Below are 11,580 nucleotides of genomic sequence, written 5' to 3'. Positions count from 1 at the left end.
GCCGTAGGTCTCGGCCTGGAGCTTGCCGTTCGGGTTGGTGCGCTCGCAGCAACTCCAGTTGCCCCACTTGCACTGCCGGCACTCGCCGCAGCAGATGGTGAAGGGCACCACGATGCGGTCGCCGACCTTGAGCTTCCGGTTGTCGCGCCCGACCTCGATGACCTCGCCCATCGTCTCGTGCCCAAGGACGTCGCCGCACTCCATCGTCGGCATGAACCCGCCCATGAGGTGGAGGTCGGATCCGCAGATCGCGCAGGCAGTCACCTTGATGATGACGTCACGGCCATGTTCGATCTTCGGGTCGGGAACGGTCTCGCAGGAGATCTTGCCCCTGCTTTGCCAAGTCAGCGCCTTCATGCGTGTCATTTTCTCCAGTGGCGCCGAACCACTGGATGGAAGAGCCTTCCACCGGTCGACGCCAGTCCAGGATCAATCGCTTCGGAAGCGCGGATGATCCTCCGCCACCGGAATTAGGTTGCCTCGAACGGGGAGTGATGCCGCAGCAAGTAGGCCGGCGTGGAGGCTTTGCTCGGTCCACGCCCTGTCACCCACCAGCCACCACTATGACGAGTAGCAGTGGGGCGATGGTGTTGGTGATCTTGATCGCCAGGTTCACGGCGAGTTCGGCGTTGCCATAAGCAACGTAGCTTGACCGACCGGAGAGGTGCCGTTTGCGTCTAACCGAACGCTCGAAGCCGCGGGGTCGAGGTCCGGTTACCTACCGCCTAAACTCCGAAGCAGCCATTCCGCTTACGGCCAAGCTATGTCATGCCGGATCGTCGGCGCGCGCAGAACCGGACATTCACCTTCGCGCCCATTGCCGCCGTACAGCCTCACTACAGCGCATCTCGGAAGCAGACGCTTCCTCAACCGCCGACGCGCCGCGGGTTCGAAAGCCGCGTGAACCTACGCAATTCAGTCGAGACCATGAATAGGAAGTTGGCCATAGTCGCCTCTGGATAGCGCATCACCGGCGACTGCACATTAGCGGTCGGAGGGTGAAGCGCCGATGATCCGGCGCAGCGCGCGGCCGATCTGCGCGGCCGAGTAGGGCTTGTGCAGCAACTCGAAGCCGTGGCTGTCCTCTTGGGCCAAGACGTGACTGTAGCCTGAGGCCAAAATCACCGGCAGGGTCGGAATGCGCATACGCAAAGCTCTGGCGAGCTCGATCCCACCCATACCTGGCATGATGACATCGGAGAACACAGCCTGAAAGCCCGCACCGTCCGTCCCGAGACGGTCGAGCGCCTCTTCCGCGTTGACGACCCACTCGGGTGCGTATCCGAGATCCTCCAAGATCTGAGTGCAGAAGCCTCCGACCTCGAGGTTGTCCTCCACGAGCAGGATGCGCTGACCGAGGCCAGCCGGCGACAAAGCGGCGTCGGGGTCGGGCACAGGGGCTTCGGCGGTCTCGGACGAGACTTCGGGCAGGTAGAGGGTGAAGACTGTCCCCTTGCCGCTCTCGCTCGTCACGTCCACGTCGCCGCCGGACTGCTTGGTAAACCCGAACACTTGGGAGAGCCCGAGACCCGTGCCGCGCCCGACGTCCTTGGTCGTGAAGAACGGTTCGAATATGCGCCCGAGTACCTCCAGGGGGATGCCCGAGCCGGTGTCGGCGAGCGAGACCGCCACGAACGGCCCCCGTGAGCCGGCATGCCCCCGGATCATCGGCATGGCCTGCCCGGCCGCCACCCGCATCGTCAGCGTACCGCTGCCGTCCATGGCATCGCGGGCGTTGACGGCGATGTTCACCAGGGCCGTCTCGAACTGGTTGAGGTCGGCGCGGACCAGGGCGGGTCTGTCCGACATCTCGACCCTGACTTGGATGCGCGCGCCTGTGATGGTGTCGAGCATCTCGGCCACACCGCGCAGGCGTTCGCCGACCTCGAACACCTCGGGCTTCAGGGACTGGCGACGTGCGAAGGCCAGGAGCTGCCCGGTCAGCTTGGCGGCGCGGTCGACGGTGTCGGAGACGGCGTCCATGTACCGCTTGCGCCGGTCCTCCGGCAGATCCGGGCGACGGAGGAAGTCGACGGACGAGCGGATGATGGTCAGCAGGTTGTTGAAGTCGTGCGCGACGCCGCCGGTCAATTGCCCGACCGCTTCGAGCTTCTGGGATTGCCGCAGGTCCTGCTCCATCCGCTCGCGCTCGACCGCCTTGGCCAGGAGCCGGGCGTTCGCCTCCGCAAGTTCGGCAGTGCGGGCAGCCACTTGGCTTTCCAGGAGAACGCCCGCCTCGCGCAGGAGCACAGCTTGCGCTTCCAACTCCGCGTGGAGCGCGACCACGCCCCGGTTCGTCTCGGAGAGTTCCTGGTTCAGGCGCTGAGTTTCCTCCTCGCGCTCGGCCAGGGCGGCGAGGCTGCGCAGAAGCTCCCGGTTCTGCTCGCGCAAGGCGACCAGCGGTTCCTCAGTCCTGGCTCGGGCGATTTCCTCGGCCAGGCTCGCGAGCCTCGGTCCCGTGAAACGTTCAGCCCCGGATGGAAGCCGCTTCCCAAACATGACGACAGTGCCGCTGCCGGCCACCGTATCGACCTCGAAGCGGTCCATCAGCCGCCGTGAACCGGTGATGCCGATGCCGAGGCCCGTCGTCGAGCGGAAGCGACCTTCGAGGATGGCGTCGAGATCGGCGATGCCCGGTCCCTTGTCGCTCACTCTGATGACCAGGAACTGCTCGCTTCGGTCCCGATCGAGCTGATCGAGGCCGTACTCGATGCGACCGCCACCGGCGTAGCCGTAGGCGTTGCGCGCGATCTCGGACACCGCCGTGGCGATACGGGTCTGGTCCTGGATCTCGAAGCCCAGGCGCTCGGCCAGACGGCGCACGCGCTGGCGCACTGTCGCTATGTCGTCCTCGTGCTGGATGGCACTGGTGAGGAGCGGCCACCTCATCGCGCGCCCTCCCGCACGACGAGCACGGTGGCATCGTCCCGGGCCCTGGCGAAGTCGCGATAGATCACCCCGGCCACGAGCGCCGGATGGGCGGCCACGAGGCCGGGATGGGCGTCCAGCGACCAAGCCGTGGCGATCCCGTCCGAGCACAGCACGAACAGGTCGTCCGGGCGCATGGGGTACTCGAATTCCTGGATGCGCCGAGCCGCGTGCCCCGCGGTCCCGGCGAGGCTGACCGTTCGCTTGGTCACGGTGCCGGAGACGACCGCACCCAGCACGTTGCCGATGCCCGCAAACGCGAGGGTGCCCCGGTTTCGCTCATAGCGCGCTACGGAGATCGCACCGCCTCGCGTGTGCGACACGCCTGCATGAATGGCGGACAGGATCGCGGCGGGCGGCTTGTCCTGGTGTCTCCGGAACAGCTTCAGCGCTTCTTCGGAAGCCTTGGCGGCCTCCGGCCCGTGGCCGAGGCCGTCCGACACCACGGCGGTCCAGCCGTCGGCGCGCTCGCGCACGGCGTAGGCGTCGCCGTTGGCAGTCTCACCTTTCAGGGAGACCGACACCGCCCCATAGCCTGGCACGGCGTCTGAAACGGTCTTCCTGTCAATTGATAGGCGCGCTAACACCGCCGTGCCCAGCCCGGGGCGGGACACCATGTCGAAGGCGTCGGAGATGCGGCGCACCGCGCCAAGGCCCTCGCCCGCGCTGCCGCCCGTGGAGTGTCCGTCCGTTAGGGCCAACCCGAGATTTGAGAATCCTTCGCCCTTGTCGAGCACGAGGATCTCGACGCCCGAGCCGGTCCCGTCCTCGTAGGTTCCGACCAAGACCTCGCCCGGCACGCCGTACTTGACCACGTTGGTGGCGAGTTCGGTCACCACGAGCGCGATGCGACCGGCCGCGATCTCGTCGAAGCCGATGGACTGAGCGACGGCCACCGCGCGTCGTCGGGCCTCGGCCACCTGGCTCGCTTCCGTGACGGTGACCCGGTCCATGTCATTTCCACCGGGCGATCGTGACGCGCGTGCCGACGCCGGACGTCGATTCGATATGAAACTCGTTCGAGAGGCGCTTGGCCCCACCCAGGCCGAGGCCAAGGCCCTTGCCGGAGGTGTAGTGGTCCGTCATCGCCTGCTCGATATCGGCGATGCCGGGACCCTGGTCCTCGAAGGTCAGGCGCAGGCCCTTGCGCGTCCCGGCCTGGACGATCTCGGCGCGGACCTCACCGCCCCCGCCGTAATCGAGGGTGTTGCGCGCGAGCTCACTCGCGGCGGTGATGATTTTCGTCTGATCGACGAGCCCGAGGCCGATGTCGATGGCGAGGGCACGGACCTGCTGCCGCACGCGCACGACGTCGTCGCCGGAGCGAATGGGCAAGGTCTCACTCTTCGTGACCGTCACGGCTGCTCCCGTGCCCGTCGCCCTCCTCGACTAGCCGCGCTTGGACCATCGCCATGCCGCGTTCGACATTGAGGGCCGTCCTGATGCCGGTGAGCTCCAAGCCGAGCTCGACCAACGTAATGGCGACCGCCGGCCGCATGCCGGCCACGACGGTCTCCGCATCAAGGACGCGCGAGACAGCGGCGATGCTCACCAACATGCGCCCGATGAAGGAATCGACGATTTCCAGCGCCGAGATCTCAATGAGCACGCCGCGCGCGCCAGTGCGCACGATCATGGCCGTTAGGTCCTCCTCCAGGGCCAGCGCGAGGCGGTCGTGCATGTCGACCTGGATGGTGACGATTAGCGTGCCGCCGAGCTTGAGGATCGGGATGCGGTCCATGGCCTCAGCGGTGCTCCCCGGTCACCGTCGCCTGCTGGCGCACCACTTTGCGGCCGGTCCGCCGGAGGGCGAGCGCGAAGGCGTCGGCCAGCGTCGCCTTCGAGACAACGTTCAGCTCCACGCCGAGATGGACCATGGTCTGCGCGATTTGCGGCCGGATACCGGAGACGATGCAGTCGGCGCCCATCAAGCGGGCGGCCGCCACGGTCTTGAGCAGGTGCTGCGCGACCAGGGTGTCGACGGTCGGTACGCCGGTGATGTCGATGATGGCGATCTCAGCTTCCTCGTCGACGATGGCCTGCAGCAGGTTCTCCATGACGACGCCGGTGCGAGCACTGTCGAGGGTGCCGATGAGCGGCAGCGCCAGGACGCCGTCCCAGAGCCGAACCACCGGAGTGGAGAGTTCGGCGATCTCCTGCCCCTGACGCCCGATGACCTCCTCGCGGCTGGCCAGGTACACTTCCATCGTGAGCAGCCCGAGCCTGTCGAGCACTTTCCCCGCCGCCCATACGCCTGCGGCCAGGGCCGACGCGTCCGCGGCCGACTTGCGCCGTAGTGCCTCGAAAATCGGCTCTTTGAGCGAGAAGACGAAGTTGGCGGTGTCGGTCGGCGTAAACCCCTGGATCGCCCGCGAGCGCGAGATATCGGCGAGGTTCTCACGCAGCGGGGTATAGCTATCCGCGTCCGCGTCGACCCCACCGGACGAAAGTCCGTCCCGAAGCTGGCCGAACACGGCCTTGGCTTGAGTCTGGAGCTCGGCCTCCCGGATCCGACCGCTCTGCAGTGAGGTCCCTTCCCGGAGAGATATGTACCAGGCTTCAAGGATGGCGGCCTCGTCTTCCGTAAGCGCCCTTTTCAGGACATCGGCGCCGTCCATGCTCATCAAATCTCCCCTATCGTTATGATGCAGCCTCTACCCTGATACTGAGCCGCTCGATAGGTGCATCGCGACGAAGAGGATGACAGCGACAAGTTGTTCCTCGCCATCGGCTTTCCTATGTTGTCCCGTCGACCTCGCCAACAGGAGCACGCTGCCACCGCGGACGCTTCACGCTCCACTTATGCGGCCGGCGGAGGATAAGATAACTCATTTGGAAGTGACGGCCTGACTGGATACCGAAGTTACCCTCAGTGTCGCATCAGCGACCGAGAAGGAGAGCGCCAGCAGACTTTAACTCCCATCTCTACGAACAGTGATAATTTACTAAAATAACGAGTCTACTTTGAGGCAGCGCCTCCGATTTCCCGTTCGACCTTATCCTGAGCCAAGCAGCAGCTAATAACGAAATTCAGACGATCAACTCACTCAATCAGACAATCCAGAAGCGGACGGTTCCAGGGGCTGCTTCTAGCCGGAAGCGCCTCTCACGCCAGACACCATTCGCCGAGCTTAGAAGACTACGCCTTCAACGATTCCGGGTGCTTCTCGTCAGGCAGAGTCTTGCGGACATGATGTCGAACGATCTCTGCACTGAACGGCTTGCCAATGAACGTCGCCCCCTCCGGCAGGTCGCCGGGCTCAGGCTCGGCTTGGCCCGAGGCTACTACGACCGCGATGTGCGGCCATCGCTCGCTTGTCTGCCTTGCCAAGTCGAAGCCGTCGGCCTGCCCCGGCATGTGCACGTCGGTGAAGAGCAGTTGAACCGCGTCGTGATGCTGATTTAGTATCTTCAGGGCCTGGACAACGTTCATCGCCTTCAGCACCTGAAACCCCGCATCCTCAAGGATACTGGTCGCCTCCATCAGGATCAGGGCGTCGTCGTCGACGACGAGGGCGTGGGGCGCATCGCCCAGGGCGTTATGGGTCACGCATTACAAATTCCACGCAGGGGCGGAAGGTTGCCTCCCGACGGACTGGTGATCCCGGCAGATCGTCCGAGCCAGAACGCGGCGGGATCCACGCTCGGCTGCGTCAGAGCAACGCGTCCGCCCCACGCAGCCAGGGCGGAAGGAGTGGCGGTTCTTTAATTGACCTGCGCATTCGCCACCCAACGCCGTACCTCTATCGCTTACCAGTCAGTCTCGGACTGCGCCGGATAAGAGTGAGACCACGGGAGAGAGGTGACAGCACGCCGGACAGGGCGGCACTGCGTACGGGAGACGGTGCGACCCGTCATGACGAACCGGCTGGGCGACGGCCTAGTTCGTGGGGCGCCAAGTTCAGGGCTGCCGGCGCGGGCGAACGACGCTGTCAGTGCAGGCTCGACCCGGGTTTCGCACATCCTGAGAAGGCCGCTGTGTCCGCGCTGCCGCCACCGCACCCGTAAGGTCAGAGATGCGGATCCTCGGCCGCTCGCAGCCGGCCCGCGGCGATGGCCTCTCGAAAGGTCTGATAGTCCTCCGCGTTCCGTTCCCCGTAGGCCACGGCCCAGTCGGCCAGGGCCTCGCGCAGATCGGCACGGCCGTCATGACCGCAGTATCCCGCGATCGCTGCCGCATCCCCGGTTCGTGCGTGGGCCTTGGCGAGCAGCGATCCGTACGCATGCGAGAAGTAAAAGAGTGACCGGCCTGTCATGCGCGCGACCGGGAGCTCGCCCTTCATGTTCTTCATCTGCCGCACGTAGAACGGTCGCCCTTCGATCTTCGTCCATCCCAGCAGCGGATCGCCCACGGCCTGCAGCAGGCGCTGGCCGTAGATCACGCGCTCGCCCTCGTGATCGGCATAGGGCTTGGGCATGCCGCGCAGATAGGGCGCATGGGCTGGTCGCACGGCTTCCTTCACCTGAAGGAAGAGGACGTCTCGATCGGAGTTGCCGCACAGCAGCGCGACGTAGGCCCGGGTCCCGACGCTGCCGACACCGACGACGCGGTGGGCCACGTCGACCACATGGTAGCGGCTGAGCATGAACCGCCGCTCGCGCGGCAGCGTCTCGGCATAGCGCTCCAGACCGGTGGTCACACGCTCGCGCGTCGCCTCATCGACACGAACGAGGATCGGCGGCTCCTCGCGAAAGCGCCAGCCACCGTCCGTGCGACGCTCGCCCACCTGGTCGAGCAAGCTCGTGTTGTTCTTCCGCCGCGCCTTCTCGACGGCCCTGTGAACCACGGCCTGTGAGCGCGCGTCGATCTCGATGCCGGCGAATGCAAGGTCCTCGGCCCGTGCCGCGCGCCGCCACACGTCGAGCGAGCCGCGCGGGGCGAGATCATCCATCGTGTGCTGATAACCCGCTACCGCGCTCAGTACCGCCTGCCGCCGTTCCGATGCGGCGACGCCTGCATCCCGCGCGGCGACCTCGATGCTCGCGCAAAGCCGCTTCAGGTCCCACTCCCACGGCCCGACCGTCACCTCGTCGAAGTCGTTGAGGTCGAGCACCACATCGCCCTGGGGCGATCCAAACAGGCCGAAGTTCGAGATATGCGCGTCGCCGTTCAGGACCACATCGATGGCGCCGCGCGGTCCCTGTGCCAGATCCCAGGCCATGACTTGAGCAGCGCCGCGCAGGAAGGCGAACGGCGAGGAGGCCATGCGGGCGACCCGCAGCGGGATCAGGTGTGATTGCCGTCCTGCGTGCGCCGCTTCGATGAGGGTCACCGGGTCGGGACGATCGCTGGCGATGTTGAGGGTGGCATGGGCAGCGTGGGGTAGTTCCAGGCGCAGCACCTTGCCGGCGGCACGACGTTTCTCCCACGGCTCGACACCGGCGCGCAGGTCGATATGCGGGAAGTCTGCGAGGGGATCAAGGACCACCTCCTCGGCAGCCTCGATGACCGCATCGTGCTCATCGGTCATCGCCGATGGGGTATCCGTAGGCTGCGCTGACCGTTCCATCGACCTCGTCCGACCGCTCCACACCAAGCCAACGGTCCGGCCGCGGAATAAACCCCTCCGCTCAACGTGGACTCAACCGCGCACCCCCGCGGGCGACGCGCTGCGGCGCGGAACCGGCCATTACTCGCGCAGCCGGCTCAGTCATTTTGGCTGCCCGAGCATGATGTCCGCCGCCCGCGTTCTGCGACGACCTTCAGCGCGCTCCGAGGCGGGTGCAGGACGCGCTCGCTTTGCAAAGCATCCGGCACGTGACACTCACGTCCCATGAGCAGCTTGCACAACCTGATCGGGGCGGTCGCCCGCCGGCGTCACGCGCCGGTCACCGACTACGGCGTCACGCTGCTGTTTGTCGGCGCCATGACGTTCGTTCGGTTCCTCGCTCCGGCCTACGTCGCGCCGTTCCTGTTGTACATCCCGGTTCTCTTGCTCGCGAGCCTCGCTTTTGGCTGGGGTCCAGGGACGCTGGCCTTGTCGTTGTCCACCTTGATCGCCGCCTGGTTCTACACGCAGGACGGGATACTGGACGGCGTCGACGCTGCCCTGCTGTGTCAGTACACATTGGTCGGCGCGACTATCGTGTGCATCTGCCACACCCTGCGCCGGTCCGTCGCGCAGAACCAAGCTACGCTGGGGCGGCTCCACACCGCAAACCACATCCTCGTCGACCGGGAGACGGCGTTGACCCGCGCCAATGCAACGGCTGAGGCCGCCAAGGAGGCGGCCGAGCAGGCCAACACGGCGAAGAGCGATTTTCTAGCCAATATGAGCCATGAACTCCGAACCCCGCTCTCCGCGATCATCGGCTATAGCGAGATGATGGGTGAGGAGATCTCCGACGGCTGCACGGCGTCGGACCTCGTGGCCGACATCGGCAAGGTCGAGCGCAACGCCCGTCACCTGCTCGGCCTGATCAACGACGTGCTGGACCTCTCCAAAATCGAGAGTGGCAAGATGGAGGTCTACGCCGAAACTTTTGCGGTGGAGGACATGCTGCGCGACGTCGCGAGTTCGGTCGCGACGCTGGTCGGCAAGAAGGGCAACACGCTCGAACTGCAACCCGCGCTCGGACTGGGCTGGATGTATTCCGACCTGACGAAGACGCGCCAGGTGCTCTTCAACTTCCTGAGCAATGCAGCCAAGTTTACCGAAAACGGGATCATCACGCTCGCTGCCTCGCGCATGACGGACCTCTCGGGCATCGACCGGCTCTCGTTCTCCGTCACCGATGCCGGGATCGGTATGACGGCCGAGCAGGTCTCGCGCCTGTTCCAGCGTTTCGAGCAGGCCGATGCCTCCACGACGCGCAACTTTGGGGGGACCGGGCTCGGCCTTTCGCTCACGCGGTCCTTCGCCGACATGCTGGACGGGACGGTCACGGTCTCCAGCACCTCTGGCCAGGGGAGTACGTTCACGTTCACCGTGCCGGCAACCTTCGTTCCGCCCGTCGACGAGCGAGCCTCGAACGATCCGGACGTCATCGTCGACGACGCGGTGGATGGCGATCTCATTCTGGTCATCGACGACGATCCGGACCAGCTCGCGCTCACGACGCGGTTCCTTCATCGCGAGGGCTTCCGGGTCCAGACGGCCACGAACGGCAGGAGCGGCCTCAATCTAGCTCGGAGGCTGCGGCCGCGCGCCATCGTGCTGGACGTGATGATGCCGGGCGTGGACGGATGGTCGGTGCTGAGCCAGATCAAAGCGGACGCGATACTTGCGTCGACACCCGTCGTGATGGTGACGTCGGTCGACCAACGCAATCTCGCGGCGTCGCTCGGCGCCTCGGACTACATGTTGAAGCCGGTCGACTGGTCCCGGTTCGGCAAAATCGTGAATCAGTTCAGGCTGTCGGGGACGGACCGGCGCGGCACCGTGCTCTTGGTCGAAGACGAGGCCGTGACCCGCATGGCGATGCGCTCGACCCTCGAGGAGGACGGCTGGGCGGTCGTGGAAGCATCGAACGGGGAAGAGGGCCTGCTGCACGTGGCCGCCTCCAAGCCGGACGTCGTGATCGTGGACTTAAACATGCCCATCATGGACGGCTTCGGCTTCCTGGAGGGCGTGCGAGCCGTGCCCGGCTGCTCGGACATCCCGGTGATCGTATTGACGGGTCGTGAATTCTCGTCAGACGACCGGAGCAAGCTGCGCGGCGCGAGCCAGATCCTCAATCGCGGCGACCTCGCGTCGGCGAATTTGGCCGAAAGGCTGAGAGGTCTGACCGCCTGAAGAGGGTGAAGGTGCCGCAGCAGCATCGGCATCGAGCCTAACCCGAAGTCTAATTTGAGGTCATCAGTTCGGAAGCCCGAATGACTGGGCCGGGTCGTAGACCGTATGTCCGCTTTCCCGACTCGTTTGCTCCAAACCGGAACGACGGCTCTCGGCCATACTACCTCACGCCGGATCGCCATTTTGCGCAGGACCGGATCTTCGCCTTCGCGCCCATACCAGCCATCGCGCACGTCATCGGGCAGCCTCAAAAGCGGACGTGGAGCCGGACGACGTGCAGGACGGCAAACACCTGCTCCGCAAGATCGAGACATTCCAGGCCGAGCACGCCGCGCCCGTCGCTCGCACCGGGGTCGCCGAGGCTGAGACCGGGCTCGTCCAGGGCCGCCTAGCCAAGATCGAGTGACCAACTCGACCGCTTCCGCGCCCTGGGGTTCTGGCACCGCGTCATGCAGGAGATCTTCGAGATCATCCCCGCCGGCGGCGCCATGTCGCCCGCCGAGATCCTGCCCGAACTCAGGGCTTGGACCATCCGCGGCAGCGCCCTCCACGAGGCGCCGCTTACTCCCGCCGCCCTCAGGAAGAAGATGGATGTGCGGGTCTCCCACGACCGCTACTTCGAAACGCGGGACCAGGGCCGCTACGCCCGCAAAATCGGCTAACGGCTATGTACGCGAGGTAGAGCGTCTCGCCGCTGCGGAGAGAACAGATCTGCCTGACCCGCGCGTCCTTACTTTGGAAAGACCGGGGTTGCACTGGATTTCCCCGCATTCCGACCTAGCCCGACGGTGAGCGGAAGCGCCAGCGCACAAAGCGCTGCCATGACCCAGAACGCGCCTGCACCGAGGCGGCCGTAGAGCAAGCCCCCGAGACCGGTCAGGACAGCGGAGGCCAGGCCCAGTCCCAGCGTTCCGTA

General features: G+C 65.6%; 11 protein-coding genes and 1 pseudogene. 3 read left to right on the top strand and 9 right to left on the bottom strand.

Annotated elements, in window-relative coordinates; genetic code table 11:
• From MKK75_RS02680 to MKK75_RS02645, 8 genes are all read right to left on the bottom strand, one after another.
• Nucleotides 1-357 (bottom strand): alcohol dehydrogenase catalytic domain-containing protein (locus tag MKK75_RS02680; RefSeq protein WP_244041084.1); only part of this gene is annotated, 357 nt, incomplete at its 3' end.
• A gap of 627 nt (nt 358-984) precedes the next feature.
• Entirely contained in the window at nt 985-2,889 is a 1,905-nt protein-coding gene (locus MKK75_RS02675) for an ATP-binding protein (RefSeq protein ID WP_244041083.1), read from the bottom strand.
• Entirely contained in the window at nt 2,886-3,881 is a 996-nt protein-coding gene (locus tag MKK75_RS02670; RefSeq protein ID WP_244041082.1) for a SpoIIE family protein phosphatase, read from the bottom strand. The genes MKK75_RS02675 and MKK75_RS02670 overlap by 4 nt, the downstream gene beginning before the upstream one ends.
• A gap of 1 nt (nt 3,882) precedes the next feature.
• Nucleotides 3,883-4,263 carry an anti-sigma regulatory factor gene (locus MKK75_RS02665; protein ID WP_244041081.1) on the bottom strand — a complete coding sequence of 127 codons (381 nt, stop codon included), beginning with the start codon at nt 4,261-4,263 and terminating at the stop codon, nt 3,883-3,885.
• Nucleotides 4,264-4,267: 4 nt separating this feature from the next.
• Nucleotides 4,268-4,669 (bottom strand): STAS domain-containing protein, encoded by a 402-nt coding sequence (locus MKK75_RS02660; RefSeq protein ID WP_243985271.1) that lies wholly within the window; start codon nt 4,667-4,669, stop codon nt 4,268-4,270.
• A 4-nt stretch (nt 4,670-4,673) separates the two neighbouring features.
• Complete coding sequence (locus MKK75_RS02655) at nt 4,674-5,552, bottom strand: STAS domain-containing protein (protein ID WP_243985273.1); 879 nt, start codon at nt 5,550-5,552, stop codon at nt 4,674-4,676.
• A 515-nt stretch (nt 5,553-6,067) separates the two neighbouring features.
• Nucleotides 6,068-6,478 carry a response regulator gene (locus MKK75_RS02650; RefSeq protein WP_313901828.1) on the bottom strand — a complete coding sequence of 137 codons (411 nt, stop codon included), beginning with the start codon at nt 6,476-6,478 and terminating at the stop codon, nt 6,068-6,070.
• A gap of 460 nt (nt 6,479-6,938) precedes the next feature.
• Nucleotides 6,939-8,399 (bottom strand): DUF2252 domain-containing protein, encoded by a 1,461-nt coding sequence (locus tag MKK75_RS02645; protein WP_244041080.1) that lies wholly within the window; start codon nt 8,397-8,399, stop codon nt 6,939-6,941.
• A 303-nt stretch (nt 8,400-8,702) separates the two neighbouring features.
• Between MKK75_RS02645 and MKK75_RS02640 the strand changes: the two genes are divergently transcribed.
• The 3 genes from MKK75_RS02640 to MKK75_RS02635 all read left to right on the top strand — a co-directional run bounded on the left by MKK75_RS02640 (nt 8,703) and on the right by MKK75_RS02635 (nt 11,326).
• A complete protein-coding gene (locus MKK75_RS02640) occupies nt 8,703-10,664 on the top strand; it encodes a response regulator (protein ID WP_244041079.1) in 1,962 nt (653 codons plus the stop codon).
• 274 nt (nt 10,665-10,938) lie between these two features.
• Complete coding sequence (locus MKK75_RS35610; RefSeq protein WP_279593534.1) at nt 10,939-11,070, top strand: hypothetical protein; 132 nt, start codon at nt 10,939-10,941, stop codon at nt 11,068-11,070.
• Nucleotides 11,071-11,113: 43 nt separating this feature from the next.
• Nucleotides 11,114-11,326 carry a hypothetical protein gene (locus MKK75_RS02635; protein WP_244041078.1) on the top strand — a complete coding sequence of 71 codons (213 nt, stop codon included), beginning with the start codon at nt 11,114-11,116 and terminating at the stop codon, nt 11,324-11,326.
• A gap of 68 nt (nt 11,327-11,394) precedes the next feature.
• On the opposite strand, the pseudogene MKK75_RS02630 reads toward MKK75_RS02635, so the two are convergent.
• Nucleotides 11,395-11,580: pseudogene (locus tag MKK75_RS02630) on the bottom strand (MFS transporter); the annotation flags it as partial.

Origin of the sequence: Methylobacterium sp. J-030 (genome assembly GCF_022829545.1) — a bacterium.
GTDB lineage: Bacteria > Pseudomonadota > Alphaproteobacteria > Rhizobiales > Beijerinckiaceae > Methylobacterium.
The sequence above is the reverse complement of the archived record's forward strand: the minus strand, read 5'-3'. Positions and strand labels throughout refer to the sequence as shown.

Bases quoted from the DNA above. Each gene is read 5' to 3' on its own strand.
- MKK75_RS02660 (WP_243985271.1), bottom strand. From the start codon at position 4,669: ATGGACCGCATCCCGATCCTCAAGCTCGGCGGCACGCTAATCGTCACC.
- MKK75_RS02675 (WP_244041083.1), bottom strand. From the start codon at position 2,889: ATGAGGTGGCCGCTCCTCACCAGTGCCATCCAGCACGAGGACGACATA.
- MKK75_RS02670 (WP_244041082.1), bottom strand. From the start codon at position 3,881: ATGGACCGGGTCACCGTCACGGAAGCGAGCCAGGTGGCCGAGGCCCGA.
- MKK75_RS02635 (WP_244041078.1), top strand. From the start codon at position 11,114: ATGCAGGAGATCTTCGAGATCATCCCCGCCGGCGGCGCCATGTCGCCC.
- MKK75_RS02640 (WP_244041079.1), top strand. From the start codon at position 8,703: ATGAGCAGCTTGCACAACCTGATCGGGGCGGTCGCCCGCCGGCGTCAC.
- MKK75_RS02645 (WP_244041080.1), bottom strand. From the start codon at position 8,399: ATGACCGATGAGCACGATGCGGTCATCGAGGCTGCCGAGGAGGTGGTC.
- MKK75_RS02655 (WP_243985273.1), bottom strand. From the start codon at position 5,552: ATGAGCATGGACGGCGCCGATGTCCTGAAAAGGGCGCTTACGGAAGAC.